This window comes from Nitrobacter sp. (assembly GCF_051535235.1).
GTDB lineage: Bacteria > Pseudomonadota > Alphaproteobacteria > Rhizobiales > Xanthobacteraceae > Nitrobacter.
The window spans coordinates 106491-132679 of record NZ_JBPPLZ010000008.1; the positions used below are offsets into that span (position 1 = coordinate 106491).

The 26189-nt window shown below is 58.5% G+C and carries 32 protein-coding genes and 1 tRNA gene; 11 read left to right on the plus strand and 22 right to left on the minus strand.

The annotated features are described in order from the left end of the window. Positions 1-11: 11 nt before the first annotated feature. Positions 12-950, minus strand: a complete 939-nt coding sequence (locus tag ACS3WA_RS12235; protein ID WP_438278784.1) for a septal ring lytic transglycosylase RlpA family protein — start codon at positions 948-950, stop codon at positions 12-14. A gap of 153 nt (positions 951-1103) precedes the next feature. Next, entirely contained in the window at positions 1104-1400 is a 297-nt protein-coding gene (locus tag ACS3WA_RS12240) for a PilZ domain-containing protein (RefSeq protein ID WP_438278785.1), read from the minus strand. Between the two features lie 1474 nt (positions 1401-2874). On the opposite strand from ACS3WA_RS12240, the gene ACS3WA_RS12245 reads away from it, so the two are divergent. After that, positions 2875-2964: transfer RNA gene (locus tag ACS3WA_RS12245), tRNA-Ser, on the plus strand. A 160-nt stretch (positions 2965-3124) separates the two neighbouring features. Beyond that, positions 3125-4360: a tyrosine-type recombinase/integrase gene (locus ACS3WA_RS12250; RefSeq protein ID WP_438278786.1), complete on the plus strand. Its 1236-nt coding sequence runs from the start codon at positions 3125-3127 to the stop codon at positions 4358-4360. A gap of 30 nt (positions 4361-4390) precedes the next feature. Here ACS3WA_RS12250 and ACS3WA_RS12255 read toward each other — a convergent pair whose 3' ends face one another. Continuing rightward, complete coding sequence (locus ACS3WA_RS12255) at positions 4391-4786, minus strand: hypothetical protein (RefSeq protein ID WP_438278787.1); 396 nt, start codon at positions 4784-4786, stop codon at positions 4391-4393. 483 nt (positions 4787-5269) lie between these two features. Between ACS3WA_RS12255 and ACS3WA_RS12260 the strand changes: the two genes are divergently transcribed. Next, positions 5270-5980, plus strand: a complete 711-nt coding sequence (locus ACS3WA_RS12260) for an outer membrane protein (RefSeq protein ID WP_438278788.1) — start codon at positions 5270-5272, stop codon at positions 5978-5980. Positions 5981-6283: 303 nt separating this feature from the next. On the opposite strand, the gene ACS3WA_RS12265 is transcribed toward ACS3WA_RS12260, so the two are convergent. Then, complete coding sequence (locus ACS3WA_RS12265) at positions 6284-6484, minus strand: hypothetical protein (RefSeq protein ID WP_438278789.1); 201 nt, start codon at positions 6482-6484, stop codon at positions 6284-6286. 195 nt (positions 6485-6679) lie between these two features. Here ACS3WA_RS12265 and ACS3WA_RS12270 point away from each other — a divergent pair, with 195 nt between their 5' ends. After that, on the plus strand, positions 6680-7015 hold the full coding sequence (locus ACS3WA_RS12270) for a hypothetical protein (protein ID WP_438278790.1): 336 nt from the start codon (positions 6680-6682) through the stop codon (positions 7013-7015). Positions 7016-7064: 49 nt separating this feature from the next. On the opposite strand, the gene ACS3WA_RS12275 is transcribed toward ACS3WA_RS12270, so the two are convergent. The 6 genes from ACS3WA_RS12275 to ACS3WA_RS12300 all read right to left on the minus strand — a co-directional run bounded on the left by ACS3WA_RS12275 (position 7065) and on the right by ACS3WA_RS12300 (position 11261). Further along, positions 7065-7577, minus strand: coding sequence for an ImmA/IrrE family metallo-endopeptidase (locus ACS3WA_RS12275; RefSeq protein WP_438278791.1), 513 nt, complete (start codon positions 7575-7577; stop codon positions 7065-7067). Then, positions 7519-7932, minus strand: a complete 414-nt coding sequence (locus tag ACS3WA_RS12280) for a hypothetical protein (protein ID WP_438278792.1) — start codon at positions 7930-7932, stop codon at positions 7519-7521. The genes ACS3WA_RS12275 and ACS3WA_RS12280 overlap by 59 nt, the downstream gene beginning before the upstream one ends. 128 nt (positions 7933-8060) lie before the next feature. Beyond that, positions 8061-8816: a hypothetical protein gene (locus ACS3WA_RS12285; protein ID WP_438278793.1), complete on the minus strand. Its 756-nt coding sequence runs from the start codon at positions 8814-8816 to the stop codon at positions 8061-8063. Next, positions 8816-10102: a phage tail length tape measure family protein gene (locus ACS3WA_RS12290; RefSeq protein ID WP_438278794.1), complete on the minus strand. Its 1287-nt coding sequence runs from the start codon at positions 10100-10102 to the stop codon at positions 8816-8818. Before ACS3WA_RS12290 ends, ACS3WA_RS12285 begins: the two co-directional genes overlap by 1 nt. Before the next feature lie 47 nt (positions 10103-10149). Beyond that, entirely contained in the window at positions 10150-11115 is a 966-nt protein-coding gene (locus ACS3WA_RS12295; protein WP_438278795.1) for a hypothetical protein, read from the minus strand. Between the two features lie 2 nt (positions 11116-11117). Beyond that, positions 11118-11261: a hypothetical protein gene (locus ACS3WA_RS12300; protein ID WP_438278796.1), complete on the minus strand. Its 144-nt coding sequence runs from the start codon at positions 11259-11261 to the stop codon at positions 11118-11120. A gap of 193 nt (positions 11262-11454) precedes the next feature. On the opposite strand from ACS3WA_RS12300, the gene ACS3WA_RS12305 reads away from it, so the two are divergent. Further along, entirely contained in the window at positions 11455-11691 is a 237-nt protein-coding gene (locus ACS3WA_RS12305; RefSeq protein WP_438278797.1) for a hypothetical protein, read from the plus strand. 30 nt (positions 11692-11721) lie between these two features. Here ACS3WA_RS12305 and ACS3WA_RS12310 read toward each other — a convergent pair whose 3' ends face one another. The 10 genes from ACS3WA_RS12310 to ACS3WA_RS12355 all read right to left on the minus strand — a co-directional run bounded on the left by ACS3WA_RS12310 (position 11722) and on the right by ACS3WA_RS12355 (position 20486). After that, a complete protein-coding gene (locus ACS3WA_RS12310) occupies positions 11722-12024 on the minus strand; it encodes an HNH endonuclease (RefSeq protein WP_438278798.1) in 303 nt (100 codons plus the stop codon). Positions 12025-12189: 165 nt separating this feature from the next. After that, entirely contained in the window at positions 12190-12693 is a 504-nt protein-coding gene (locus ACS3WA_RS12315) for an HK97 family phage prohead protease (RefSeq protein WP_438278799.1), read from the minus strand. Positions 12694-12866: 173 nt separating this feature from the next. After that, complete coding sequence (locus ACS3WA_RS12320; RefSeq protein WP_438278800.1) at positions 12867-13433, minus strand: hypothetical protein; 567 nt, start codon at positions 13431-13433, stop codon at positions 12867-12869. Continuing rightward, entirely contained in the window at positions 13433-13963 is a 531-nt protein-coding gene (locus tag ACS3WA_RS12325) for a hypothetical protein (RefSeq protein WP_438278801.1), read from the minus strand. Before ACS3WA_RS12325 ends, ACS3WA_RS12320 begins: the two co-directional genes overlap by 1 nt. A 239-nt stretch (positions 13964-14202) precedes the next feature. Further along, positions 14203-15201, minus strand: a complete 999-nt coding sequence (locus ACS3WA_RS12330; RefSeq protein WP_438278802.1) for a hypothetical protein — start codon at positions 15199-15201, stop codon at positions 14203-14205. Between the two features lie 269 nt (positions 15202-15470). Further along, positions 15471-15635, minus strand: coding sequence for a hypothetical protein (locus ACS3WA_RS12335; RefSeq protein ID WP_438278803.1), 165 nt, complete (start codon positions 15633-15635; stop codon positions 15471-15473). Positions 15636-15882: 247 nt separating this feature from the next. Next, positions 15883-18165, minus strand: a complete 2283-nt coding sequence (locus ACS3WA_RS12340; RefSeq protein WP_438278804.1) for a bifunctional DNA primase/polymerase — start codon at positions 18163-18165, stop codon at positions 15883-15885. Between the two features lie 290 nt (positions 18166-18455). Then, positions 18456-19643, minus strand: coding sequence for a hypothetical protein (locus ACS3WA_RS12345; protein ID WP_438278805.1), 1188 nt, complete (start codon positions 19641-19643; stop codon positions 18456-18458). Then, complete coding sequence (locus ACS3WA_RS12350) at positions 19643-19849, minus strand: helix-turn-helix transcriptional regulator (protein ID WP_438278806.1); 207 nt, start codon at positions 19847-19849, stop codon at positions 19643-19645. Before ACS3WA_RS12350 ends, ACS3WA_RS12345 begins: the two co-directional genes overlap by 1 nt. Positions 19850-20210: 361 nt before the next feature. Next, the gene (locus ACS3WA_RS12355) at positions 20211-20486 is read right to left on the minus strand and encodes a hypothetical protein (protein ID WP_438278807.1); all 276 of its coding nucleotides are present in this window, start codon (positions 20484-20486) and stop codon (positions 20211-20213) included. 253 nt (positions 20487-20739) lie between these two features. Here ACS3WA_RS12355 and ACS3WA_RS12360 point away from each other — a divergent pair, with 253 nt between their 5' ends. From ACS3WA_RS12360 to ACS3WA_RS12370, 3 genes are all read left to right on the plus strand, one after another. Next, a complete protein-coding gene (locus tag ACS3WA_RS12360) occupies positions 20740-20895 on the plus strand; it encodes a hypothetical protein (protein WP_438278808.1) in 156 nt (51 codons plus the stop codon). A gap of 339 nt (positions 20896-21234) precedes the next feature. Beyond that, on the plus strand, positions 21235-21690 hold the full coding sequence (locus tag ACS3WA_RS12365; RefSeq protein ID WP_438278809.1) for a hypothetical protein: 456 nt from the start codon (positions 21235-21237) through the stop codon (positions 21688-21690). A 186-nt stretch (positions 21691-21876) separates the two neighbouring features. Beyond that, positions 21877-22683, plus strand: a complete 807-nt coding sequence (locus ACS3WA_RS12370) for a DUF2147 domain-containing protein (RefSeq protein ID WP_438278810.1) — start codon at positions 21877-21879, stop codon at positions 22681-22683. A 64-nt stretch (positions 22684-22747) separates the two neighbouring features. Here ACS3WA_RS12370 and ACS3WA_RS12375 read toward each other — a convergent pair whose 3' ends face one another. Beyond that, positions 22748-23158, minus strand: a complete 411-nt coding sequence (locus tag ACS3WA_RS12375; RefSeq protein ID WP_438278811.1) for a (R)-mandelonitrile lyase — start codon at positions 23156-23158, stop codon at positions 22748-22750. 183 nt (positions 23159-23341) lie between these two features. On the opposite strand from ACS3WA_RS12375, the gene pxpB reads away from it, so the two are divergent. Genes pxpB through ACS3WA_RS12390 form a run of 3 tightly spaced genes read left to right on the plus strand, consistent with a single transcriptional unit; the run spans position 23342 to position 25907 of the window. Beyond that, the gene (pxpB, locus tag ACS3WA_RS12380; protein ID WP_438278812.1) at positions 23342-24073 is read left to right on the plus strand and encodes a 5-oxoprolinase subunit PxpB; all 732 of its coding nucleotides are present in this window, start codon (positions 23342-23344) and stop codon (positions 24071-24073) included. Then, complete coding sequence (locus tag ACS3WA_RS12385) at positions 24070-25080, plus strand: biotin-dependent carboxyltransferase family protein (protein WP_438278813.1); 1011 nt, start codon at positions 24070-24072, stop codon at positions 25078-25080. The genes pxpB and ACS3WA_RS12385 overlap by 4 nt, the downstream gene beginning before the upstream one ends. A 59-nt stretch (positions 25081-25139) precedes the next feature. Further along, positions 25140-25907 (plus strand): LamB/YcsF family protein, encoded by a 768-nt coding sequence (locus ACS3WA_RS12390; RefSeq protein WP_438278814.1) that lies wholly within the window; start codon positions 25140-25142, stop codon positions 25905-25907. 10 nt (positions 25908-25917) lie between these two features. On the opposite strand, the gene ACS3WA_RS12395 is transcribed toward ACS3WA_RS12390, so the two are convergent. Beyond that, on the minus strand, positions 25918-26070 hold the full coding sequence (locus tag ACS3WA_RS12395; protein ID WP_292618587.1) for a hypothetical protein: 153 nt from the start codon (positions 26068-26070) through the stop codon (positions 25918-25920). Between the last annotated feature and the right edge of the window lie 119 nt (positions 26071-26189).

Here is a 26189-nt window from a genome sequence, read left to right on the forward strand (position 1 = left end):
GCGAACAGCGCCTAGTAGAGTCCGCGTCCCGAGAGCAGTTCGCTCGGCCCGCGCGGATCGACCGGCGCATAGGCCGAGACCGGGCGGACATCGTTCGCCACATCGTCGCCGCTGGCGTCGTAGGCGACCACCCGCGGATTATCCCGCGCCTGCGGGTGTGATCGGACGCGGCCGGACGCCGACATTTCGGACGTCGCGTTGATCGATGCGACGTCCATCGAGGTATGTCCAAGCGTATAAGGCCGCCCGTCCGGCGTCGGGACGTCGCCGCGGATCGCACGTCCGGATGGCTCGAGATCAGGCACGAACGGCCGCGCCGACGCGATCCTCACCGTGGATGGCGAGGGAGCCGGTTCTCCGGTCCGCAAGGTGGCCATCAATTGCCGGTCGTCCGAACCTTCGAGCGGCGCCCGTCCGACATATTCGACCTTCACCCGCGCGACGCCGTTTCGTTTGAACTCCAGCAACTCGGCGGCTTTGTTCGAGACGTCGATCAACCGATTACCATGATACGGTCCGCGGTCGTTGACACGAACGATGAGGGATTTGCCGTTGCCGAGGTTAGTCACCCGCGCGTAACACGGCAAAGGCAGCGTCGGATGCGCGGCCGACAGCGAGGTCATGTCGAAAACCTCGCCATTGGCAGTCAGGCGGCCGTGGAAATCGTCGCCGTACCACGAAGCAAGTCCTTCGGCGCGGTAACGGGTGTTTTCCTCCGGAACATAGACACGCCCGGCCACTGTGTAAGGTTTGCCAACCCGGTACGTGCCGCCACCTTTCGGCACCGGTTCGCCGAAAGCGACGACGCGGGGACTGCTCGAAACTCCGTATTTTGGATCAATCCGGCTCAATTTGCCTGATGAACTGCAGTTGGCCAGCATCAGACATGCGCCTGCGGCTGCTATAGCGCACGCCGCACGTCCGATTCGATCTGAATCTGATTTCCCCATCCGTCCCCAAGGCCTATTCCCGAACGCCGTGCCCGCGCATCCAAGCGCTGGTCTGCATGATACGGCCCAGGTCCCCATCAAGCCAGGGAACATATCTCCGCGCAAACACGGCGGAAATGGGGAGAGCCAGCGGCAGACCAAACGGGTGGTAAATCAAAGCTTGCTGCCCGGCACGATCGAGTCCTCCTCCGCGCCGGGCTGATCGAAGGCGACCCCGACCCGGTTCTTCTTGATCCAGATCACCCGACAGCGCCGAACCACGCGGTCTCGCTCGGTCATGAGTTGGAAATCCGACGGGACAAAAGTCGGGTCCGGGACTTCGAGCGCGGCCCCCTCGGAGGATACGATCAAGAGACGGCACCGTATGCTCAGTCCGCTTGTTGAAATATAGGCCGGTTCGTCGCTCTCGACGCGCGGATGTTTGCGGCGATCTTCCATCGGTGATTTCATCGTCTGTAGGAACACATCGCGTCCGATTACGTGGCACCATGATCCGACGCGCACGCAGCTTCAATCCGGGCGAGACGAATTCTATCGCGGGCCGCCTAACGAAACACAAATGCGCACACGATATTCGGTCAGTGCGAGTCGTTTTTCATATTTTTCAATATCTTATCTTCATCTTCTAACAAATTTGGTTGCCAATGGAATTTTGTCTCGAATGGGTTTGATGCAATTCAGGGACAACGTTCGCAAAGGTCGACGAACTGCTCCGCCGCTCAAAGACCACTTTCGCGCCCACGGAGCAAGCTACCTTCGAGTATTATGAGGATTAAAGACGAAGCTCATGAAAGACTTGAGGTATCTCGATAGGCTTCACGTGTTAGCGCCTAAAGCAAATCTTGGAACAAAGGGGCTCGCTCCTCCTTGTCTCGTTGAAGCGAACCCTTGTTGCATTCTCCCGGACCGGTGAAGCAAATCATCAGGAGGGTGCTATGAAGATCCGCGCGGCGTTAGTCTTCGCCCTTCTTTGCATCTGCCAGGAGGCTCATGCGGACTGTTCATGCCAATGCATAAACGGTCGAATGCAGCCGGTCTGCTCCAATCTCGATGTCGCGCCTCTGTGTCCCCCGACGTTCTGCCCGGTGGGAGCGCCATCCATCACGCCACCTCAAGTACCGATGGTCCCCCCGGTCGGCACGAGATCGTGCCGGCAAATCAGGACGTGCGACACACTTGGAAATTGTCGATTGCAGCGGGTTTGTGGTTGACGGTTGAGGCACAAGTAACGCTGGTTCGGGTTTATCCCGTATAACCAACCAGAGCGCATTTGGCCTAATAGTTCACAGAGACTACGGGCTCGGCCGCAACACAGCATGTGCACTGTTGCCATCCAACATAGTAGGTCGGCCCAGGGCTCCAGCCGCCTGCGAAGAACGGCACCGTCAATGGGGTCGCGCCACGCACGCCTTCGACGAATGCGCACGGACTGGCCAAGTGGCGCCGCCATCGGTGGAGGTGAAGATGATGATATGAAGCAGACTGGGCGACCCGCGGCCAACTTCCGAGGTCTGCTGCCTGAACAGTAACTGTCGAAACGGCCACTGTAGCGATCGCTAGCAAGAGAGTTCGCAGTTGCCCCACCGATCCACCTCAATATTGCGAATCCGTTCGCCTATTCTGCACCATGTCCGGGTACGGCGAAAGCCCCTTGCCTGGAAGCGGGCCGAAAGACCGGCACCGACGAGGCGTGGCGTCGGATTGTCAAGAAGCTCGACGTTCCGGCGATGCGGTCCGTCGTCAATAAACGATGGCCCGTCAAAACGGCGAGACGTCGCCGGCAGTTACGCCCGCCGCCGATCCCGTGACCGCCGGCTTTCGGGCTATGATGATGCCCTTGTCGCCGGCGCATGCGTGACGATTGGGTTCATGATCGCATTGCGTTCGGTCAGATCGTGCGATAAGCGATTGAAACTATTGGTCCGGAAGGGTGGCCGAGTGGTTTAAGGCACCGGTCTTGAAAACCGGCGTGCCTGCAAGGGTACCGTGGGTTCGAATCCCACCCCTTCCGCCAGCGTCCCTTCCCAGCTAATCCCAGCCAATCCAAAAATACCTTGCAAAACGCTATGTTGTAGAGTGTTCTTTATCCCAATCCGCCCCAATCGTTCCCGCTAAATCCGCACAAAAGCGGGGTATCGAATGGGGTATCTGGGACGGGAATGGGGTATTTTCCGATGCTGACGGATACCGCGATCAGGAAGGCCAAAGCGGGCGACAAGCCCTTCAAGATGGCCGACTCAGGCGGGCTGCATCTGTACATCTCGACCGCTGGCGGAAAGTTGTGGCGGTTCCGCTATCAGTATGCCGGCAAAGAGAAGCTGCTTAGCCTTGGCCCCTACCCCGATATTAGCCTTGCTGATGCCCGAGTCGCCCGTGATGCCGCCAAGGCCACCCTGCGAGACGGACGCGATCCCGGCGTCATCAAGAAACTGCAGAAGCTTGCCAACGTCACCAGCACCGCCAACACGTTCGAAGCGATCGCCCGCGAATGGTACGACCTGAATAAGGGCCAATGGGTCGACCGGCATGCCGACGACGTCATCACCAGCCTTGAGCGCGAAGTCTTCCCTGTGCTCGGCAACATCCCCGTTGCAGATATCAAAGCGCCCGAAGTCTTGGCTGTGCTGCGCGGTATCGAGGCGCGCGCCAAGGAAACGGCACGGCGAGTCCGGCAGCGCATGTCTGCGGTGTTCGTCTACGCGATCAGTTCAGGCCGCGCTGAGGCCGATCCAGCCGCGACCGTCCAGAAAGCAATGGCTCCGATGGTCAAGGGACGCCAGCCTGCCATTACCGATCTGGATGCGGCCCGCGAGATGCTGGCAAAAGCCGAGGCCGAGAAGGCGCATCCAGCTACAAAGCTAGCCTTACGAATTATCGCCCTGACCGTCGTTCGGCCGGGCACGCTCATCACCACGCCATGGTCGGAGTGGACCGATATGGAGGATGGCGTCTGGCGCATCCCGGCGGCACGCATGAAGCTTCGGTTGCAGCACAAGGACGATGACGCTCGGGACCATTGGGTGCCGCTATCAAGGCAAGCCTTAGAGGCTGTCGAAGTATTGCGCACGGTTACAGGGCGCGGCCCGATTGCACTTCCTAATACACGACACGCCCATAAGCCAATGTCGGAGAATGCCATCGGGTATCTGTTAAATCGCGCCGGGTATCACCATCGTCATGTCCCGCATGGATGGCGGGCGACGTTTTCCAGCGTAATGAATGAGCGGTTTCCGGCCGATAAACCGATTATCGATCTAATGTTAGCCCACGTTCCGAAGGACAAGGTTGAAGGCGCCTATAACCGCGCCCGGCACCTGGAACGCCGCCGCGAGCTTGCGCAGGAATGGGCGGACTTGATCTTGAAGGATGCGCAGTCCGCTGCTGATTTGCTGGTCGGGCCGCGGAAGTAGCCCGCCCCATCACTGAGGCGGGCCGCTGCGCTACACCAGCACCTCGCACCCACGCAGCACCTTCCCGCCCGTCCGCGACTGCGGCCGTTTCTTCCGAACCGCACCGATGCCTTGCTCCAGATCGACGCAACCGAGATGATTGCCCGGCCAGTGCGGGGAGGTTTGGTCGGTCTGCGAGGTCCAACCCAGCGATGCTTCACCGTCAACGTCGGGCTCCGAATCGTCCTCTGGCTCGCAGCCACAATGTTCGTCCTCAAGGTCATGGCCGCCATTGGCGTTCATATGGAATCCGCGCCCTTCCTGCCGGTGCAGTTCTGGCGAGAATCCGGCGCTCCAACCGAGGCTTGGTTCGGAATCTGCGTCGGGTTCGGTAGGGTCGGGTTCGCGGTCAGGATCTGGATCAAGCGAATCGAGCAGGTCAATCAAGAGAGCTATCTGCGCCTCGACTACTTGGCGGGATATTGGTTTTGGTGTGCTATTCTCGGCCTTAGCCTTTCGCATTGGTACCTCCGATGCGCTGGGTTAGGGCCGGTGCGAGAGTTGGCGCTTTCGCCCGGCCTGCTCTTGTGGTACCACAATGACATGAAGAAAACAAGTAGTGGTACCACAACGCCCAAATGGCGACGCTCGGCAGAGGCAGGCACGCAGGTGCAGGTGCGTCTACAGCCTGACGATCTCGCTGCAGTGGACGCATGGCGGGCAAAGCAGAACGGCGCTCCGACAAGGCCGGAAGCGATCAGGACGCTTGTACGAAAAGCGTTAGGCAGGAAGCCCAATTAGCGCATTCCCACCGCAACGTTGCAAAACAAGCACACCCGCGCAAATTGCAAGCCGACGATGTTATATCGCGCTTGGATCGATCCTGAATCGTGTGTTTATTGGGGCAGGTTTTTAACTGGGGGATTCTTAATGAAAAAGCTGCTGCTTGCATCTGTTGCACTCATTTCGTTCGCTGGTGTTGCGAATGCTGCCGACCTCGCACCGCGCACGTACACCAAGGCCCCACCCCCAATCATTGAGCCAGGCATTAACTGGTCTGGTTTCTACATCGGCGCCATGGGCGGCTATGGCTGGTCCGACAGACTCCGAGGCGAAATTCCAGCACTTGGACTCGCCGGGTCAATTTCAAGCGACGAGCTGAACGGCGGTTTTGGCGGCGGCACCATTGGTTACAACTGGCAGGCACCAGGAAGCCTGTTTGTGTGGGGTCTTGAGGTCGATGCCGCGGCAGCGGACATCTCGCGCTCTGAAACTTTCCCGGCTATAGGCGTCACGCTGAGCGATAGGATAGACGCATTCGGGAGTGTAACGGGTCGCATTGGCTACTCAGTGAATGCCGCACTCTTCTATGCGAAGGGCGGCTACGCGTGGGCAAATAATAAGGTGACCGCATCAATAGTCGGCATTGGCAGTGCCTCTGAGAGCCACGTTCATTCCGGCTGGACTGTAGGTGGTGGTTTGGAATACATGTTCGCCAGGAACTGGTCGGGCAAGGTGGAGTACATGTATGCCGACTACGGCAACGAAACCTACGCCGATAGCGCCGCTCTGCCTGGCGGTTTTCGTATCGGTGCGACCACGAATACCATCAAGGCTGGCATCAACTACCACTTCAATTGAGTTCTAATATAAAATCTCCAAGGAAAACTGGCCAGTCTTCGGACTGGCCTTTTTTGTAAGGCGTGCTGCCTTGGAAGGTCGGGAGCCTCAAGCCACGGCAACACGCCGCTGGCGACCTGGCGATGGCTAGTCAGCACGCGGCCTATGTTTTTATCGCTCGCGGGAGCTACCGCGCCGTCTATGGCGATACCCCGCCACCGATCGGGCAACCCGGATGGAAAGAAAGGGCCACAAGTGGCAAACGAAACGGAAGCTGGCGCGAATCGCTGACTATCTCCCCGCTGGGCGTGGGCCAAAAACCGATTATTTCGGCGGCTGCAGTCCTGTAGAATTGGCCCAATTGTCTATCTTTTGGGCCGCTTCGGCGCGCTCCGCCTTTTTTAGCATTTCGTCGCGCTCGGGACCGGGAGGGATAAGGGTGGCTCGTTCCCGCATGGCCTGGATGAATGCAGAGAGCCGTTCCGTAAGGGGGGCAGATTGTTTGAAGCGACTGCGACGCGACATGACGCAACCTCCTGCAACGGATACTAACCGTGTGACTCAGTTCCGATTTTAATAATAGGCGCTCGCCTCGGTCTCAGTTCCAAAGTGAACAGAAATTCGGTCACATCACGTAATGGCACCACACCAAGGACTCGACTCCAAGTTCTCTTTTTGTTCTAATACGGCATGACTTCGGACAGACCCGCGTCTTGGCGCATGCCTTCGCCCAAACAATTCGAAAAGGTGGCGCTCGAGCAACACGCCTCCGCTCCATCTGAGGATGACGGCTGGTGGGACTCGGTTCTCAACGATCCCCGCGCGGCGGGCACCCCTCGCCTGCAAATCCAGCAACTTCGCCTGAACGAAATCCCACGTGAGATTTTGCGCGTTGATTGCATGCGCTGCGGACGAGCCGTTGAGATCCGACACGCCGATGCGGTGCGGCTGTATGGTCCACATGCGGTTTGGAAAGACGTCGCGCAACGGTTGCTAGACGATGGCTGTCAGCAGCGCACTGGACGGTATGAGAGCGATGGTTGTTGGCCGGGGTAGAAGTGTTGGTGGTGGGTTGCTTCCCCACCACCGCACATGAGGTGACTACTTATCCCAGCCTCAACTCTCGCATTCTGATCCGCGCTACGTCCGGCGACACATCGAATGTCTGAGCCATTTGCGCAAAGCTTTTGACTTTGGCTCGAAACTTTTCTCGCACGAGCGGCGCGGGCATGAGAATGGTGGCTGCGTAGCTGTTCGCTTGTCGTTCAATCACGTCTCCACGTGAACTGCGATACATAGCGTCATCGACAATACCATCGCCAATCAGGCTTCTATGAAGAACATAGTGAGCTAATTCATGCGCAATCGTGAAGCGCTGGCGCGTGCGGGGATGGCTGCCGTTTATAGTGATTTTAAACCGGTCACTAAAGCGACCCGCACGTTCAATCTTGCCGGAGATATCATCCGGCAAGCGATCGTCGAATGAAATACTGATGCCCAACGCACCAGCGATCGCCTCAACGTCGATCGGCGCTGTTCGTTGATAGGAACTAATTACTTCAGCTGCCGTCGGGCGCGCCGTTGAGCCGGCTTCCAATAGCTGCGTTCGCATATTCATCACCACTGCCTTGCCCAACCTCCTGATCTTGAAGGGTTCGGACGGTACGCCCCGCAATCTCCTCTGCCGTTTCCTTCGCTACTTGGCTGGCCGTTTCTCTCGCCACCTCGCGCAGTGACTTGTACCCCCATAGCGCTAGAACAGCCAAAAAGATCGTCAAAACCGCAATCATGACGGCCAAAGCAGCCAAGACGATTGTAATCAGTTCGGCCGACGTATACTTCGCGCCGGTCTCAAAGCCACGAGAGACTATATAAGCACATAGCGCCCAAGCCGCCACAACATTGGCGGCAATAAAGATGCGCCCAAACCAACCCATTCTCTCTTTCTCATGCGAATCGTCTAACGGTAGCATGACGGAGTCGAGAGTTTGGTTAATCTTTTGACGGCACCACCGCTCCCGCCACACCCGCTGCCCCGGCCGCTGGCCGTCACAGTGTCACGCTGCCCTCTTCCGCGCCTTCCGCCCCGCAATTTGCCGCTTCATCCATGACACCGCTTCTCGCGCGGCGCGCGCCAAGCGGTCCAATCAATCGGCCGCGGCACGATCCGCTCGCCAACCTTATCCTCCGCCCAGGTATGTACAACGCGCTGAGTGACGCCATTGCGGTCAACGGTGGTCAATGCAGCCTGGCCACCGACGTAACATCTTCCGTCTTCCATGCGCTTGCGGCGCTGGATTTCCAGCATGTGTAATAGGTCGATTTCCGCATCTCGTTTATCGCGGTCGACACCGATCGGCCATCCGGCAGCAATTAGTTCGCCGACCTGTGGCATTGGGTTGGCGATGATCGGCAATTCGATCAGATCATGAGCGACGCTATCCGGATCGGTGTGCGGGTTGTTGCGCTCAAGAAATTTCGCCTTCTCGCCGCCGTTGGAAAGCTCAATAGCGAAACATGCCGGCCTATCTTCGCGCTCCAGCCAACCGACTAAAATGACCGTCGCATATTCGCTCGAACTATTACGCTCATTTTTCACGTACCAATCGAAGGCACCGCGAAACCACTCACGGTCCTTAGCAACTACCTCATCGAATGAAGTACAATCTAGCTCCAGCATTTCAGCGAGCAAGTAAGGAAAGGATGCCGGTCCCGTTGCTGTGATCGCGGCACGCATGCCTTTCAATGGAATACATTTCTGCATGTTGGTTTGCAGCACCTCGCCATCAGCATAGAGCAGCCCATCGGTCATCAGGTGCACAGCGTCGCTCTGAACTAAAACATTCACCGCACTCACTACATAGCCTCCATCATTGATAGCGCTCGCACACCACGACCAATCGTCGGCGTGCCTGCTTTTAGTTGAGCGTTGCGTTTGGATACCGAATTTATCGATGACAGGAACCGCTTCGCGGACGACTCGGCGGCTTTCCCCTGATCCTCGATCGATTTCTTCAGCTCGTTAGCCGATAAAATAGCAAGCTGATTGGCCCGTCCGGCAGCGGCGTCAAATCTATCCTGCTGCGTCTTCGCCTTCGCCATGGCGTCATTATAGTTTTTAAGAATCTTCTCGCGGTCAGAAAGATTGGGAGAGACCGTGGAATTCAGCGCGCCCAACGCCTTTTGAAAATCCTTCGCACCTTGAATTGCGTCAAGTTGCGCAAAATTTAGTTTTTGTACCGCCTTGGCCGCGCGATCGATCTCTAATGCGACACCGGACGCTCTCTCGGTCATATTCAGCATGTTCGACGCCATGTCTTTTAGACCTTTGTCGGCGTCGCTACTGATGATATTGGCTAGAGCAACTCTCAGCGATTGAATATCAGGCTTGCCACTGGCCACGCTTCTTGCGAACGTATCTACTGCAGACGAGATAGAGCCGAACGACTTGCCGAACTGGTCTGCGGTTTGACCAGCCTGCATCGCAAGATTGCGCTGCCACTCAACACTTGACTGCAGCGAGAATGATAGGCTCTTGGAAAGCGAATTTAGTTCCTTTTGCAGGTCAGTGGTCTTGAAGCCGGCCAAAACCTGGAGGACAGCCACAGCCTCATGCACCGCGGTGTCGACGCCCTTCCCGGCCTCACCATAGGCATCTTTGAGCGCCTTAATGGCCTCGGCGTGCGCTTTCAGTTTGTCATCAAGATCGTCGACAGCACCTATGGCCTTCGCGCCATACTGGATGGCAGCGCCACCAAGTGCGATAATGCCAATCGTCGCCAGCGATGTGGGCGTTAGCAGGGACTTGAATGCGCTGCCCAACAAGGCAACAGCCCCGGCCGCCCCGTGCTGCCCAATCACCTGATTGATCTGCGTGCCCTGCTGCAGTGCGACAGTAAATGGAGATTGCCCACCCTGTAACTGGACGGCAATGTCCTGAAACTGCGCAGCAAGGTTCGCGGTCTCAAACCGAGTTTTACCGATCGACTTGGTAACATCGTCGATTTTTGCAGGCGTCTTGGTGAACGCCTGCGCCGCACTGTTGTCGACGTCGCCAATTTGCTTTACCAGCTTGTCAAGCTGGCGCTGCATGGCGCGCGTGTCAGCCGAAATCGATAATACTAGTTGTTCGTTGTCGGCCATTTATGCGTCGCCTCCTCTGGATGCCGCGTCTATCTCCTCCGCGCTCATCAATGCACGATTTCTTCAATCGCCAGGAAGCCGAAATTAACGCCTCCCAATAGGCGCCCAACGCTGTTTCCGTTGACGTAGAGCGAACTTCCGCTGCCTGTGCCCACGCGAATATGGATAGTTTGGGAAGTTGTGGCGCCCGGAACAAACTCGTGTTCTATATACATCAATTGAGAGAAGTTGGCCGCAGTAGACGAGTAACGAGCGCAGATCGCGCCAGCCCCGGAATTCAAAAACATCGCGACTATGATGTTGTCCTGCGAACCGACCGCCATCGAGATAGAGAATCTGACGCGCAAGGAATTCGTTGTGGTTTTGGGAGTGATCGAAGCCGAAATGATTTCGGTGCCTTCGGTGTTCTGCGGAATCGAGTTGTCAATCGGGATAACGGCGGTCGTGGTCGAGTACGTCGCAATCTCCGCGTACGAAGTGTCAATTACGGTGCCACTCGTGGGTAGGCCAATTGCTTCCCGCGCAGCTTCTTCATCTGTCGCAGTCAACACAGCAGCACCGACCGCGGTTGCGCCAATTGCATCCTGCGCTGCATCTTCATCTGTCGCAGTGAATAGTGCCTTCCCGACAGTTGTACCACCGAGATTATCCAATGCGGCGTCGGCGTCGGCGAGATCGGCAAGGTTATTGACTGGAATTAAAATATCCGCAGCGGCTGCGGTGAAGCCAAACCCCGCCGTTCCACTCAAATCAATCTTGGACGTTCCGACCGTCCCGCCGATCTTGGACTTTGTGACTGTTGTGCGCTCCATCGCAGCGACGCTGCTTTTGATGGTCCCGACGCCTTCCTCGAAATCGGTACCGTCGACGATGAAATAACGCACCGTATTACCGTCAACGGCGCCAGCTTCTGCCGGCGTCAGGAACGCATTCGATGAAGCGGAACCGAACGTGACGTCTCCAGTCCCGGTCGTTGGGGTATTACCTTTAACGCGATCGAATAGCTTCAGCATCTTTAGATACCCTCGCCCGGAATGAAGCCGCATCCAGATCCAAGCGGATCAACAGGTTCGTTTTGCGGTGCTGACTTCTTGTCATCCTGCTTTTCAGCATGCGTCAGATTTTCAATTGGGTTCTCACGCGCATCATCATTCGTCATAGTCTCTCCATTTGTTGGTGAATTACCGCGCGCCAGTTCATCCGTGGTCGCGCGGTGGTGGTGGTTGGGCAGCTAACTGAAAGCCGCGGATGCGGCTGACTTTGAGGAAGAACGGCTCTTTCCCCGAATTACTTGCCGGTCTCGGAACCACGGCCAGCCGTTTCGGTTATCGACCGGACCAGGAGCAGAAACGATGGACACAGATCGCATAAGCGAAGCCGCAGAGTCGGCTTTGGAGAAAACTCAAGACGCTGCAGGACGGGTAAAAGATGCCATGACGGAAGCGACTGAGCGCCTATCCAGCGCGGGTTCGCAAGCCTATGATCGCGGTTCCGAACTGGTAGAACAAAGGCCGGGCAGCTCGCTACTTGTTGCTGGTCTCGTCGGTTTTGCGCTCGGTGTCCTTGTTACTCGCGGAACCGATAGCTAAGACGGCCAGTTTTTAGAAACTGGACCCTCCCTAGCGAGGCCAACCGTCTGCCCCGAAGGTGACAACAGCCTGGCCAAGCTCGATGCGCTGTTTCGTAGAGTTATGACACGCGGAGCAGAGACTCTGCAGATTGTTCGGATCGTGGAATAACGCAATGTCGCCCTTATGGGGAGTGATGTGATCGGCTACGGTCGCCGCTTCTACCAAATCGCTATCCAGACAGAACCTGCACAACGGCTCTACCGCTAATTGGTGCTCACGGAGACGCCGCCACCGAGTAGTACTATATAATCGATGCCACGCGGTTGCGACCGGGCGGCGGCTACTACCCATCAACCCGCCTCACCCGCGACACGCGCAACAGAGCCTCGCAACCTTCGTCATCCTCGAATGCGATGAGGAATTTTGGCGAATGCTCATCGTCCGTTACGCCCAGAACCATACAGTCAGTCCATAGGCCGCCGCATTGGAATTCTGCGGGATAGCTAGCTACGGGGATCATACCGCGATCCCCCGCTTGCGCATCTTGGCCTCACAGCGCCGCCGTGCGGCGGCTGCGGCGGTCTCTGAACGTAGGCTCGCGGATGTGCTTTCGTAAGCTGGAAAGGCCGTTAAAGTCAGCTCAAAAAGATCGACGTCCGTAATTGTCCGAAGCGGTAACCTATCGCCGCCGTCTGCCCATTCCTCAGCACGCGCTCGAAATCCGAATGAACATCCCTTCACATCCTGCCTGCCAACCGTGCCGAGCGCGGTCTGCCCCTCAGGCGTCGTCGGATCGACCTGGAGCGAAAAATATAAGCCTGCTCGATCCTCACGGAGAGACAGCGTCGTCGGGGTGCGACCCAGCACCCTGCCGGAGTCGTGGTCGAGCAACATCACAACATCTGGCTTTTCTTTTAGGGTTCTGGTGAAAGCTCCGGGAGCAATCCTCTCCCGGAACTCTCCAGCGATTACAGTCTCGTCGTTAAATCGCACAGCAAACCCGCTGATAACATCAACCACGTTTCTTCTTCTCCGCGGCGTCAAGCTTAGCCTCCTTCCGGCCGAGGCGAGACTTCGACCGCAATTCGCGGGCAATCTCGATTGGATCGGTGCTCGCGTATGTTGCTGGCTTTCCGGGAAGTTTGATGTGCCGTTTACTTTTCTGGCGCTTCTCTCGGATGTTCTCGGCTTTCTCAAACACCGTAGCCCGCCTCCTTCGCCGCGCGCAGATAACGATCGAGATGACCATCGTGCCGATCACCGCAGAAGGTCGGTTGCATCGGGACGAGATGTGTCCACGCAATGTCGTTGGCGATAAAATCGTCGAGCAGCGACTCGTAATCTTCACGCGCTACCCGCAGCGCAGTCACAGCGGCGACCATTGCTTTGACGCGACGGGTGTATTCAGGCCTAACCGCGGCGCATACCGCCACCGAGGCTGGACCGCGTGCATCTGCAAGTCTGCGGCGAACAATCTCAAGAGCATCTTCGACGTCGTGCTCAGAGGTTCGGATATCTGCGAGGCGCTTGTGTAGAAGAGTATCAGTCTCGGGATCGTCACCGAGAAGCTCAGCGACTCTTTGCGGCGTTCGGTGCGTTGGCGCGGGAAGAGCCTTGATCTGCTTTTCCACTTCGCGGCGTTCATTACGCAGTGTCGATTGGCGCTCCAGAAGAACGGATCTCTTGGTAACGAGCGCTGCATATTCCGGGCTAAATTCCAAGCTCGGCACGACAAATGCTTCAGTAGATTTCTTTGCCACTATCTGGCCTTTCCAAAAAGTTCATCAAGAATATTCGCAACTGCTGCAACCGGAATCGTCGTTGCGGTTCTGTGCCCATCACGCTCCCAGTGGCCCGCGTTGGCTCCAGGATTGCGATAGCGACCGACACGGCTAGGCTGTTCGATCGAGACCTCGGGCCACGATCTGACGAACGTCAAAGACGATTTCCGCGCATCGGGATCACCGCGACGAGCTAAATCGACAACAAGGTCGACAGCCTCCGCGGCGTTTCGCGGAATGCCCACGGGCGCGCCTTCAGGAAGGATGGTGCCGGATGGGACGAGCTGAAGATATTCGGCGGACTCGGTGTCGGCCAACCGCAGCTTGGACGTAACCGCAATGGCTACGATTAATCGGATGGTGTCGTCTTCATCAAGTTCTGGCGCTCGGGCTGGGCCACCTGATGGAATGACGCCCTCCTCGCTTAAGCGGCGGGCGATAGCGCTGGCTCGCGCGGGATCGAAGCCAAGTGCGTCGATGGCCGCGAGCACGTTGGCAAGTTTTGCCAATCTCGTTGCTCCTGTTTTGAAATTGTCGATTGATGGGTGAAATGAAAAGCCGGCCTGCGCGGCTTACGAAAAAAGGATGGCACGGGGATCGAACTCGCGCCGAAGTCGCGCACGTCACGTCGACGGCCACATCGCTGTGACCTTCAATAGAATACGGTCCTGTACCCCGGACGAGGGACGTTTACTTTCTTCAATCTGGACATGGTGTCCAAATTGAAACGTGTTCACCGTGTTCGGGTTTACGCTGCCAACTTCTCCACGTCTGCCAACGCCTCCAGTGCCGAATCTTGCGCGGCCACCGCCTTTCGCTCCGATTGCTTCGTATTGCCCCAACCCATCTTTGCGGCAATCTCGCGAGCGGTCATCCCGGCAATACTAAGGTCTAGCAGCTTGGCATGTTCGCCTAGCGCAGCGTCGATTCGCGGTGCGTCGATGGTCTCAACGATTTGCCGTTCAACCAGATCGTGTCCACCTTCAACTCCGCCCTGCATCGCGCGGGGATTCGAATGGACGCGAAACGCCATGAACTCCGCGCCCTTCGCGATCGCGGTGATGTGGCGTGGAATCCGGCAAGCCGGATATAAGCGAGCGTTGCTCCACGCTTCGTCAAAGCTATGCCGACCACCGACGCCAATCCGATCGATATCTCGCCTGTTGTCATTGGCGACGCCCATGGCTTGGACCCAGTGAGCGGCGCGCAGCCTACGGAAGTCCTCCCCATAGCTTGGCACCGCGCTTCGCTGCATCTGCTCGGGGAAGCCGCTGCTCCCGCGAATGGATAGGTGCCGCGCGTTGTCGTCTTGTCGCTCAGCTTCTGATTTTCGCCGCTTACCCTTGGGCTGGCGAAAAAGTTCGGTGGCATCGTGCCATCGTTCATCACCGCCGCGCCATTCGGTGATCTGGCCCTTGGCGTCAAAGCGCAGCCGCGCCCGCGTCGGCGTATCAAGCTCTGCAGCGGTTATAGGGCCATATCCTTCGCGGGCGCTGATGGCGTCCTTCGCGGCGAGCCGAACCATCTCGTCTGGCGACGGCCTGATTTCCGTAACGCGATCAGCCTGTGGCTTTCCTTCCACTTCGGGCAGATTTCCGTCCGCGCTCAACCAGGATGGCACCGTAACAACGGTGCCATGGCGAATGAGCCGCTTCAGGTCCTCTTCACGACCGGCGCGGGCGAGCCTAATTGCGAGCGGAATCGCCGCAGTGGTCGTGCGCGGCATATTGTCATTATCATGATGCATATTGGTTCTCGACGTGATCATTGTTTCGGCCCATTGTTGGGCTCTGCTCGCTGTGCCAGCCGTCTTTACGGCCTTTGCTGCCCCTGGAGGGGTAGTTTCAGTCTCTAAAGCGGTCGCCTCCTATCACCGGCGTGGGACACTCGCGCACTACGCCGCAAGTTTTCAAAAAGTATCACCGGGCGACCCGATTCCTTTTTTTGTTATGGTTTAGTGTTGTTCTTGGCCAACGCCGGTCTCTAGGGCGAGGGCTGGAAGCTTTGCGGATACCCCTACTCCTGCAACCACGGCACCAGATCGCCGCGTCCAGCTTCCATCAGCGTCTCCACCGCAACCCACTGCCACCGCCACTGACCAGTGGTAGTGTCACGCCCGTAGACATGCAGAGCCTCGCCATCGCATTCGTCAGCGTCTTCGATGGTGTCGATATCGATCATCTCAATCTCCATTCGAGACCGATTTGCAGATTTGCAGCCCATACGGATTCTCGGAGTGATCCGAAAAAATCGGGAGTGATTGCAAATGCTGCAAATCTGCAAGTGAATAGATAATATTTATATATATCATATACTTACACATACGCACCACTTGCCAAACTCTTGCCATTTGCAACACCGTGGCACAATTCTCCGTACCAGCGCGTTGCAATTGCCGAGCTTTTGCAAGCGATTCTGCAAGTGCCGCTCACCCGCTACTGGCGCGTGAAAGTACGAACCGCTTGCCGTCCGTTTTCTCGATCTCACGGGTTTCCTGAAGCCTGAGGATCGCGGCATCAAACGTCCTGGTATCTGAGCCACTGATGCCTCTCCGCTTCAGCAATTCCGCTCGATACATGGAGCCACCGCGGCTGCTGCGAAGCGAAGATAGAATGGCCTGGCAGAGCTGCTCAAACTGGCTGCTAGACATATACTTATCGACGCCATCATCGAGCGATCGAGCGGACGCCAACATAATGGCGTGTGCCCACCGTACGTCCTCGACGTTGACTGACGGCCGCGAGGGGCTGCGGCTGAGCGCGCGTAATGTGGCCAACCGGATTGCGTTCTCTGCCAATCGGCCAACAAGCCCGTCCCTGGTTTCATCGCGCTCGATTTCAGCTTCCTGCCAATCTTCGATTGTCAGCCACGCGGCTTCGGCCGCCTCATCAGCCCACGGGACTTCGTAGAGGTGGGGCTGAACATCGGGCGTCCGCCAATTCCCCTGCGAGTTCATGGATGGCCACGGGAACTTCTTCTGCGCTTCCTTGATCGCCGCCCGCAATGGCTCCGGCACCACCAGCCCGCCGTCGCGAGGGTTGCCGCGCTCCGGTCGCTTGGTTGGAGCAATAAAGATTATGCGCGCGGCAAAGCCATCTGACAGGTTCTTATCCGACAACCCACCGTAAAATCGTGTTGGTGTCGACGTGCCGATGACGGTCAACGATGGGTAATGGATCGGCGCCCCGATCCGCTCGTCATCCATGGTTTCTTTGCCGAACCAGACACCGGTCGATTTTGAATATAGCTCCAACATCGCCTTGCGTATTGTCGACGCCCAGTTCCCATTTCCTTTTGCGTTGATCGACTCCAGAACGTCGCCAACTTCGTCCCATGGCATTACGACGACCGGCTTGCGCCGCAGTATCTTCTCGATCGCACTGGCGCTGGATACCTCACCGGCACCCACGAGGAACGCCATGTCGGTATCCTGCAGCAACTTCACCAACCTCTGCAGCGGCGCCTCCTTGCCGAAGCCGGGGCCGGCGATGCCAGCCAGGTAGAGGTTCACGCCGCAACTAGTAGGGCCGATGACGCGCCGCCCATAGAACACGGACATGAAGGCAATTGCCGACATGACCGCAAACTCTGGTGACTTCCGCCGAGAGGTGTCGAGAATCCACCGAGAGATGTCCGCCATGAGACCACCACACGCCTCCGGGGTGAACGGATCCCCATCACTGCGAGGGCTCGCGGGAGACCGGATGTCATCGTTAGCCGGCTTCGGCAATGCTGTGCGTCCGGTGATGATTGCAACGCCCTGGCGCTGTTCCCAGCCAAGATCCGCCGGTGCAACGTCCAGGTGCTCGCACAGCCAATCCGCCGCCGCCTTCGCGGTCGGTGCTCCGCCGAATTCCTTGACCAACTCGATCGGCGTTGCACCTTGCTCGCGGCCGAAGTCTTGAATCCCATCGGGGTGGACCGAGATGTCCTCTTCAAGATTCCGGCCAAGTTCTTCGCTGGATATCCGCCAAGCGCCAGTACCGGGCTGGTGCTGTGCGCCGGGGAATAGCGCCGCTACCCAGCGGTCGGGTGATACAAGCGCCGCAGCGTTCACGCGCCGCCAGAACGAATCCCCGCCAGCGGATCGCCTCGTCTTCGGCTTCTCTTTCACTCTCTCTCCAAGGCCGGCAAGGATAGATTCAGCCTCGGTGAGAAACGCGGCAATATCATCGTTGGAAATTGGAGGCAGGTCTGCGGGTTTGATATCCATCGGCGAACCGTTCGCCCAAGTATACGGCTTGCCGGTTTCAACGTGATCGCCGAACGCAACGAACTGCTGGCCGTCGCGAAGAACCTCCACTTGATGCTTTGCACCCTCGATCACGAACTCCGGCGTTACGCTCTTGTCGCCAGGCTCTGTGGCGCGAAACAGGAACAAGCATTTCGGCGCCTTACCCGTTCGCCGCGGCGCCAGCTCCACTGCCGGCACGATCTCGTATAGCCGCTCGATCAGCTTTTCGCTGACGGCCACTGTCGGCGCATCGATGTCGATTGCAACCAGGGCTGTGCCGCAGATAATACCGGTGCGGACGTGGTCAGGATGTTGGCGAAGATATCCATCTACCTGCCCGGCCGTAATGCGTTTCTTCGCCCATCCCGGAATGCGCGGGCCTTTATCTAGAACAGGAATATGATGATAGCCCTGCTCACACAGCGAGCGGCGAAGATCGGCGATATCGTCGGTGTTCTTAGATGCAGGCGCGTTCATTCTTGGACAATCCTTCGACAGTCAACTTTGCAATGTGATGGGCAACGTCATGGTCGAACGCGCAGGTTCGGCCGCGATCGTTCGAGGGGCCGAAAGCCCGATAAGTGCCGTCTTCGGTGTGGCTGACACGCACGCCATAGATCCGCGTGCCTGGAGAAGATTCAATGTCGACGTGCGCAAGCGTGGCCGAACCCGGCGGTGCCGGTCGGATGGAGAGGATTCGCAATGTGAGAGTCCTAGTGGTGGAGGATTTCACCCGGCGCAAGGGGGCCAGTCATGCGGTCGTTACGTTAGGCGGTTTGGGCGTTGGGCAGTGGATGCCACTGCAAGCTCCCGCACATCCCATGTATGAAGTGCACGATCACGTCACCTGCACCATCAACGGAGACGCTGGCCAACGCTTGCTCGCCGGTGGCGCGAATGACTTCAGTGCTTGCATACCCATCCTTGCTTACGGTCTCCGCGTACAGCCTAGCCTCTTCCTCGGTGTCAAGCCGCACGCCGTTGGCCCATCGCTGGCCTTCGACATCTACAGCTTCGATCTTCCACGAATGAACGGCGTCTATCTCGGCGACGGTGAAGCGCTTGCCGTTTGCGTGCTCCATGCCGCCCATGAGTATGGCGCGGCGCTGGAATGGAGTCCGCTCTGGGTGTTTCAGGTGGTCGCCAAGCATGCGGTGAACTTTGGTTAGATACTTCGTGTCGTAGGTCTCGATCAGCTTTAAAGTCACCTCGTTGGCGCGGTCGTCTTGATGCAAACTATTGTCGCGAAGCGCTTCATTCTCTTCGATTAGATGATCGACTTCGGCCTGCGCAGCCTGCAGCGCAGAGTCATTGGAGTAGGCCTCAACCAGCCTTAGTCCCGCGTCCAGTTTTTCGTTCAGCTTTTCAACGTCCGCGCCGCTCAAGGCCGGCGTAGTCACACCAAGGACCGATTGAATTGAACCCCACTTCTTGATCATCCTGTTTATCGCAGCGTTGATCTTGGTAACTGCGTCCTGGTCGAAGGTGGATGCTTTCAAAACTTTATTGAAGACGCGGGCGCTCTCGTTCATACCGCCAATGGAATGCAGCAGATTGTCGATCACAACTTCGGGCGCGGCGACCATGGAGCCCTCGTCTGTGTCGTCTTCCGGCTGTCCGTTACTAACGGAAGCCTCGCGCGTCGCCCGGTTCTTATCAGCGTGACGGGCGACGCGCGCGGCGGTTGAGGCACGAATGCCAGCAAGCGTTTTTGTGCCCTTCGCGATGCCGATTAACTCGTAGGCGCGAGACCGGCCGATGTCGTTTTCTATGAGCCAGCCGTTGAAGGGAATCTTCGCCGCGGCAAGATGCTTCTTGGCGTCAAGCAAGCGAAGGCCGGCAGCGCGAAAGTGGTCGGCTGCCTTATCCGCCGCGCGGTCACCGGCCTCTATGCGCGCTTTGATCTCCGACGCGAGGACGTCGAGCGGGACGTCGGTGGCGACAATCTCACCCATTACGCCGCCTCCTTCAGCTTGTCGTTGCTGTTGGCTGCGGTGGGCAGGGCATCGCGCCATGCCTGAAGGTGGTCTGCATCCCATCGCACACATCCCTCCGACAACTTGAGCGGCGGCGGAAACGTTCCCTCCCCGACCCTCCTGTAGATCGTCGACCGTCCTAGTCTCGTGCTCGCGACGACATCTTTTATTGAAAGAAGTTGCATTAGCGGTCCCCTGTTTTGATAAAGACGCACCTAGCTAAGGCGGCACAAGCCGGGCCGTCATGGGACACCGCGAAAAAAATCACCGTGGGGGTCTCGCCCGCGAGCCAATGAACTAGTTGGGTATCTTATGGGGTATTTTTTTGTTCAATCATAAATAATTCAATTATAAAATCAATTAGTTAATTGCTATAGTAGTATAGACACCCCTTCCGCCAGTCTTCTACGGAAACGCCTTCCTCACGCTCGTTGATCCGCGAAAGCGGATTATATGACCAGTCTCCGTAGCCGTCTGCTGATCCGGACCGGTGATTGCTGCATTTCTTGTTCTGGAAATCCTTGATGGCCGCGGACCTACCCGGCGCTAGCGTGGTTCGGTTGACGGCTTGAATTTGACCAGCCCGACCACATCAAAGGTCAGTACGATCAATTGCGCACCCCCGAATATCAACACCAAATAGAGTTTCGATGGTCCATCGCCTGCGGAACTGAAAACCGCCGCGATCACTATGATCACAGCGCTTGCGGCATTGATAAGCAATGCCTTGCCGATCGAGTTCGGCCATCTCCTGGTGATCAGCCAAATCGGACGGGATATCAGAAAAGCCGCCACTAATGCCCCGACGATAAGAACAAGCATCGATCCTCCAATTTCTTTCCGTTTTGAGCAAAACTATCCGCCTCCAAAGTGATGGATTTCTTAGCAAATCAGTGCTGGGATGGTCGAGAGCTTCAGAATTTGCGAAGTGGCCTACGAGACTACATTTATCGCGGTAGCGATCGCGATATTGCCCTGTTTGCCCTCCCCGATCTAAAGTTCCGCTGGAAGGACGGCACCGTTTGCTTTCACAGCAGGCACGATCTTTCCGTTTCGCCGTCGGAGGCACGATAACATGCCCATTTTGATGTTTGGCGCTATCATCGGCTGCGGTCTGCTCTTTTATGCCAGCTATCGCTACGTGCGGTCTCACCCGACGCGCAAAGAGGAAGAGGCGCCCAAGGAGATTGCGAGAGAGGTCGCGAACGACGATGAGCAGCCGCGCAATTGAGGATTCGGTCGAAGATCATTGGTGTTTTGATTGAGGAAAACACGACAATCTTCGGGAGCGAAATTTTTTTATTCACGCGACTCCCATTTGCTTTGGCGGGCGGATCAATCGGGATTCGCAGAATTCGTAAACGAGACAATTATTTCCATCCTTGGCACCGTAGCGGTGCGAACGCTTCCCCCATCGATGATGTGCGGTGCTGACGAACGACGGCCTCGCAAAGACAAAAAACCGCCCATTTGAGTCTGGATACATTGCACCGGGATGCGTGGGGACGGACCCGTTAGAACCTGCGGACTCGCGGCCGCGTCGTCCCCATCTCAATTGGGGAGATAGCGGGTGAGTGCAAGCGATCAAACCGACACTCTCGAGACGGTTGCGACCCTCGACGACAAGCCTGAAATTTCCGAGGAACAGGATGCGGGTAACGCATCCGAATCGGAGACGGTGGACACGCTCGAATTTGGCGGGGCCGAGGAAATGCTGACGACGTCGCCGGTCGCGCCCGAGCCTTCGTCGGATGTCGATGTCCCACAAGACGACGCCTACACGAAGTTCGGGCCCGGCCCGCTGACTGCCGTCCGTTTCAAGTGGACAACGCGCCGCGACGACAACGGCGACTATTTCGTTCACGAAACGATCGGAGAGAGTTCGTACCCGCTCATAAGTGGACCAATGACAAAAGAAGCCGCGATCGAGTTCGTCGATGACCGCGAGCGCGCCGCCCGCCGACGGTTTGAAGAACTGCGAAGCGAGATGGCGGGTGGAGAGATTGGCCGGCGCGCCGACAAGTAGCCTCCCCGACCAAAGGGACTGACGAGATTAGCTTTTCGAACAGGGACTCTTTTGCGCCTCCGAGAGTGCGCATCCTCGTCATCGCGGCTGCGATGACGTCTGATCCCAGAGTGATGTGAATCACACTCCAGCGGGCTCGGCGCGGATAAGGTCGACCACCACAATCCGAACCGGACTGGAGGTTCCATGAAAAAGCTCGCCATTGCCGCCGCGTTGCTGCTCTCCGCCTCGACCGCCCAGGCGGGTCAGAACTATTCGTTCGAGATCGGCGGGCGCACCGTGCGAATCCACGCGCCGCGCGGCTGCGACTCTCCCTCCTGCATCTCGATCTCGATCCCGGGCCTCTATGACTCCGGGCCCAGGGATTTTGTCGACGACGCATCCGACGCCCGGGAGTCCGATCTCCGGGACACGACTCGAGCAAGCGCGCCCGCGATCCCTGCGCAAGCCGCCACGCCAGCAGCTCTTCCATCCGCGACCGCTGCCCCGGCTGTTCCTGCCGTCGCGACGCCGGCGCCTGTTCAACAGACCGCGGCACCGGCGGCAGCTCCTGCCGCGGCTGGCGCCATCATTCCGACAACCCAGCCCAACACGACGATGCCGCCAGCCAGAGAGCCGGCGAACACCAGCCTCGTCGCCACCACCGCGCCGATCGCGGAGCCGGTTCAGGCGCCACCGCCCCTGGCCGCCGAACCTGTCGGACCGCTCGGTGAATGGCTGACCGAGAAAAAGGAAGGGCGGGTCCGGATCGAAGAGTGCGGGACAAACCTTTGCGGCTATTCGGTGGATTCCCGCACCGGCCGGAACAAGGAAAAGGTTTTGATCAACATGAAGCCCGCCGGCTCCAGGTGGAGCGGGAAGATCTACGACCCGAAAAGTGGCAGCACCTATAGCTCCACCGTGGCGATGAAGGGCAAGGATAGTCTGCGCGTCCAGGGCTGCGCATTCGGCGGAATGTTCTGCGGTGGCCAGACCTGGACGCGGTTGAATTGATCGATCGATTGTTGAAGCGTATCGACGAGGGGAGCCCTGCCCGCCTTGGCTGGGCTCTTTTTCGTCAGCCGCCGGCTTTGCCGGAATATTGAGCGTCGGTGACGTGTTCCAGCCAGGTGACGGCGCTTCCGTCGAGGGCCTCGTGCACCGCGATGTGGGTCATGGCGGTGTTCGGCGCCGCGCCGTGCCAATGCTTTTCTCCCGGTGGAATCCACACGGTATCGCCGACGCGTATCTCGCGGATCGGCCCACCCTCGGTTTGCACCAACCCGATGCCGGACACGACGTACAAGGTCTGACCGAGCGGGTGGGTATGCCACGCAGTACGCGCGCCGGGATCGAACGCGACGCTCGCGGCAAGGACGCGCGAGGGCGCACTCGCGGCCGCGATGATCGGCTCGACCATGACCGTGCCTGAAAAATACTCCTTTGGCCCTGGGTTCGCCGGTCGCGAGCCTGCCTGATGAATATCCATGTTTGACCTCCTGAGTTGCCGCATAAGCTACGACGGCGCGCTGCGTTCGTTCCTGCTGCGAGCAGCCTCGCACGTTTCCGCCGATTACAACATCCTGTGAGCTTGCCATCAATAATTCATTGGAATTGCGTACGCTGTTCCTGCGATGTCACTCTGGTTGCTGACGAACCCGTTTGATTGGTCATGACCGCGCCTTTGTCCCCGCCACGTCTTTTGCCAAGCGGCGATGCCGCCATCACGGTGGAATTCGGCCGCAATATCGATGAACTGGCAAACCGTCGCGTACTCACGCTCGATCGCGCGCTTGCGGACGCGCCGATCGACGGAGTCACGGAAACCGTGCCGACCTACCGATCGCTGCTCGTTCACTACGATCCGGTTCGGATCGGTTTCGATGAGCTCGGCGAACGCCTGACGGCCCTCGCCCGGTTGCCCGTACAGCCGACAACCGGAGTCCGGCGCTGGCGTATCCCCGTCACCTATGGCGGCGAACATGGCATCGATCTCGAAGACGTCGCCAGGACGTTGAACACAACGCCGGACGACATCGTCGCGCGTCATGTCGCCGGCGACTATCGCGTCGCCATGATCGGATTTACGCCGGGCTTTTCCTATCTCAGCGGCCTTGACAACACACTTCAAATGCCACGGAGGCAAAACCCGCGCCTGCTCACACCCTCCGGGACGATCTCGATCGGCGGCCTTCAGAGCGGCATCCAGTGTCTTGCCGGACCCAGCGGCTGGCATCTGCTCGGCCGGACCGCCGTGCGTACTTACCAGCTTCACCGCGATCCGGTTTTCCTGCTCGAACCCGGAGACACCGTCACGTTTTATGCGGTCGACGGCAAGCAGTTCGTCGAACAGGATCGCGCCGCCGCACAGGGTGAGTTCGTTGCCGAACTGGTGACGCCATGAGCAAGCTTCTCGTCACCGCCGTCGGGCCTGCGACATCGGTACAGGACGGCGGACGCTATGGCGCACAACGCTATGGCCTGACGCCGGGCGGCGCGGTGGATCGTCTCGCACTGGCTTGCGCCAATTGCCTCGTCGGCAATCCGCTCTTTGCGGCTGCGATCGAAGTCGGGCCGCTCAATGCCGGCTTTGTTGCCCGCGAAGGCAAGGTGCGCGTTGCGCTCTCCGGCGCCGAGAGAAATGTCGAGGTCGCTGGCCACCCGCTGCCGTTCAATGAATCCTATACGCTCAATGACGGCGACACCCTGACGCTCGCCGCCGCGCGCGGCGGCACCTTCAGTTATCTCGCCATAGAAGGCGGAGTGAAGGGCGAGCCGATGCTGGGAAGCCTCGCAGTCAATGCGCGCGCGGGCCTCGGCAGTCCGTTTCCGCGGCCGTTGCAGGTGGGCGATGCTCTCGATGTCGATGCGGTAAAACCATCCGCCGAGCGGCGGGTCCAGCTTCCCGCCCTATCCGGCGATCCGATCCGCGTGGTGATGGGGCCGCAGGACGACGAATTCGGAGAGGCGAAGGATCTGTTTCTCGAAAGCGAGTGGAAGATTTCAGCAACGAGCGACCGCATGGGCTATCGCCTCGAAGGCCCCACCATCACGCATCTGCATGGCCACAACATCGTTTCCGATGGCACCGTGAATGGCAGCGTTCAGGTTCCCGGCAACGGACAGCCGATCGTGCTGATGCCGGATCGCGGCACCACGGGCGGCTATCCGAAAATCGCAACCGTCATCTCCGCCGATCTGGGCCGCTTTGCGCAAATTTTCGCCGGCCGCGGCTTCCGCTTCCGGGCAGTCACCGTGGCGGAGGCGCAGGCCGAAGCGCGGGCGATGGCGGAGCTCCTGCGAACATTGCCGGACCGGGTGCGCGAGGTGCGCGATGCCGACATCACCGACGCGTTGCAGAACGCCAATATCGCGGGCTCTGCGGTGAATGCATTCGACAGCGAAACGTGACAAGCTCGGCCACCTGCTAAAGCGCAGCAATGCGCTCTCTACATCGGAACGGAAAACTCATGACGATCGACCTCAACTGCGATCTCGGCGAAGGCTTCGGGGTCTGGCCGATGGGGAACGATGCTGCGATGCTCGAGCTTGCGACGTCCGTCAACATCGCCTGCGGCTTCCACGCCGGAGACGCAGACACGATGAAGAAGACGGTCGATCTCGCCAAGGCGCGCGGCGTCAGCATCGGCGCGCATCCGGGGTATCGCGACCTGCACGGCTTCGGGCGACGGCCCATCGTCGGTCTCACGTCGTCGGAAATCGAGAACCTCGTCGCCTACCAGATCGGCGCCTTGCAGGCGATCGCCACCATGGCCGGGCACCGGGTCACGCATGTAAAGGCGCACGGCGCGCTCTCCAATGTCGCCTGCCAAGACGACATGACCGCACGCGCGATCGCCTCGGCGATCAGGGCGGTCGATCCCGATCTGGTCTTCGTGGTGCTCGCGAACTCCCGCCTCGTTGCCGCCGGCGAAGCCTTCGGCCTGCCGATGGTGCATGAGGTCTTCGCCGACCGCGCTTACGAGGATGACGGATCGCTGGTGCCGCGCGGCAAGCCCGGCGCCGTCCTTCATGACGCCGACGCCGTCGCCCAACGCGTCGTGAAAATGATTCAGTCCGGAGAGGTGATTTCGATCAGCGGCAAGGCGATCAGGATGCGGATGGATACCGTCTGTATCCACGGCGACACGCCGGGCGCGGTCGACATCGCACGGGTGCTGTGCAAGGCGCTCAGAGATAACGATATCGCGATTGCGCCGTTCAAGACAGCGAAATAATCCGCTTCGATCAGAATGGGTGGATCGATAGCGAACCGAATACCACAGCGGCAATCAACGCCAGCGAGCCATATAACGCAAAGGTCTGGACGCGCACCATCATGCGTTCGGTCACGCTGCGAGCGCTCACGTTAACGCGAATCTCATCCGATGGTTGGTACATCTTCGGTCTCCGGCTCAATACGCGCTACAATGAGCTACGCCTCCCGCCGGTTGCAAGATCGGTGAAGAAATAACGATGGGATTGCTCAAAACCGCTGATTTCCGGGACGGAAATTCTCC

Excerpts from the sequence above, each read along its gene's own strand:
- ACS3WA_RS12235 (WP_438278784.1), bottom strand. The coding sequence starts at position 950 with ATGGGGAAATCAGATTCAGATCGAATCGGACGTGCGGCGTGCGCTATA.
- ACS3WA_RS12240 (WP_438278785.1), bottom strand. The coding sequence starts at position 1,400 with ATGAAATCACCGATGGAAGATCGCCGCAAACATCCGCGCGTCGAGAGC.
- ACS3WA_RS12250 (WP_438278786.1), top strand. The coding sequence starts at position 3,125 with ATGCTGACGGATACCGCGATCAGGAAGGCCAAAGCGGGCGACAAGCCC.
- ACS3WA_RS12260 (WP_438278788.1), top strand. The coding sequence starts at position 5,270 with ATGAAAAAGCTGCTGCTTGCATCTGTTGCACTCATTTCGTTCGCTGGT.
- ACS3WA_RS12265 (WP_438278789.1), bottom strand. The coding sequence starts at position 6,484 with ATGTCGCGTCGCAGTCGCTTCAAACAATCTGCCCCCCTTACGGAACGG.
- ACS3WA_RS12270 (WP_438278790.1), top strand. The coding sequence starts at position 6,680 with ATGCCTTCGCCCAAACAATTCGAAAAGGTGGCGCTCGAGCAACACGCC.
- ACS3WA_RS12275 (WP_438278791.1), bottom strand. The coding sequence starts at position 7,577 with ATGAATATGCGAACGCAGCTATTGGAAGCCGGCTCAACGGCGCGCCCG.
- ACS3WA_RS12280 (WP_438278792.1), bottom strand. The coding sequence starts at position 7,932 with ATGCTACCGTTAGACGATTCGCATGAGAAAGAGAGAATGGGTTGGTTT.
- ACS3WA_RS12290 (WP_438278794.1), bottom strand. The coding sequence starts at position 10,102 with ATGGCCGACAACGAACAACTAGTATTATCGATTTCGGCTGACACGCGC.
- ACS3WA_RS12295 (WP_438278795.1), bottom strand. The coding sequence starts at position 11,115 with ATGCTGAAGCTATTCGATCGCGTTAAAGGTAATACCCCAACGACCGGG.
- ACS3WA_RS12300 (WP_438278796.1), bottom strand. The coding sequence starts at position 11,261 with ATGACGAATGATGATGCGCGTGAGAACCCAATTGAAAATCTGACGCAT.
- ACS3WA_RS12305 (WP_438278797.1), top strand. The coding sequence starts at position 11,455 with ATGGACACAGATCGCATAAGCGAAGCCGCAGAGTCGGCTTTGGAGAAA.
- ACS3WA_RS12310 (WP_438278798.1), bottom strand. The coding sequence starts at position 12,024 with ATGGGTAGTAGCCGCCGCCCGGTCGCAACCGCGTGGCATCGATTATAT.
- ACS3WA_RS12330 (WP_438278802.1), bottom strand. The coding sequence starts at position 15,201 with ATGCATCATGATAATGACAATATGCCGCGCACGACCACTGCGGCGATT.
- ACS3WA_RS12335 (WP_438278803.1), bottom strand. The coding sequence starts at position 15,635 with ATGATCGATATCGACACCATCGAAGACGCTGACGAATGCGATGGCGAG.
- ACS3WA_RS12340 (WP_438278804.1), bottom strand. The coding sequence starts at position 18,165 with ATGAACGCGCCTGCATCTAAGAACACCGACGATATCGCCGATCTTCGC.
- ACS3WA_RS12345 (WP_438278805.1), bottom strand. The coding sequence starts at position 19,643 with ATGGGTGAGATTGTCGCCACCGACGTCCCGCTCGACGTCCTCGCGTCG.
- ACS3WA_RS12350 (WP_438278806.1), bottom strand. The coding sequence starts at position 19,849 with ATGCAACTTCTTTCAATAAAAGATGTCGTCGCGAGCACGAGACTAGGA.
- ACS3WA_RS12355 (WP_438278807.1), bottom strand. The coding sequence starts at position 20,486 with ATGCTTGTTCTTATCGTCGGGGCATTAGTGGCGGCTTTTCTGATATCC.
- ACS3WA_RS12360 (WP_438278808.1), top strand. The coding sequence starts at position 20,740 with ATGCCCATTTTGATGTTTGGCGCTATCATCGGCTGCGGTCTGCTCTTT.
- ACS3WA_RS12370 (WP_438278810.1), top strand. The coding sequence starts at position 21,877 with ATGAAAAAGCTCGCCATTGCCGCCGCGTTGCTGCTCTCCGCCTCGACC.
- ACS3WA_RS12375 (WP_438278811.1), bottom strand. The coding sequence starts at position 23,158 with ATGGATATTCATCAGGCAGGCTCGCGACCGGCGAACCCAGGGCCAAAG.
- pxpB (WP_438278812.1), top strand. The coding sequence starts at position 23,342 with ATGACCGCGCCTTTGTCCCCGCCACGTCTTTTGCCAAGCGGCGATGCC.
- ACS3WA_RS12385 (WP_438278813.1), top strand. The coding sequence starts at position 24,070 with ATGAGCAAGCTTCTCGTCACCGCCGTCGGGCCTGCGACATCGGTACAG.
- ACS3WA_RS12390 (WP_438278814.1), top strand. The coding sequence starts at position 25,140 with ATGACGATCGACCTCAACTGCGATCTCGGCGAAGGCTTCGGGGTCTGG.
- ACS3WA_RS12395 (WP_292618587.1), bottom strand. The coding sequence starts at position 26,070 with ATGTACCAACCATCGGATGAGATTCGCGTTAACGTGAGCGCTCGCAGC.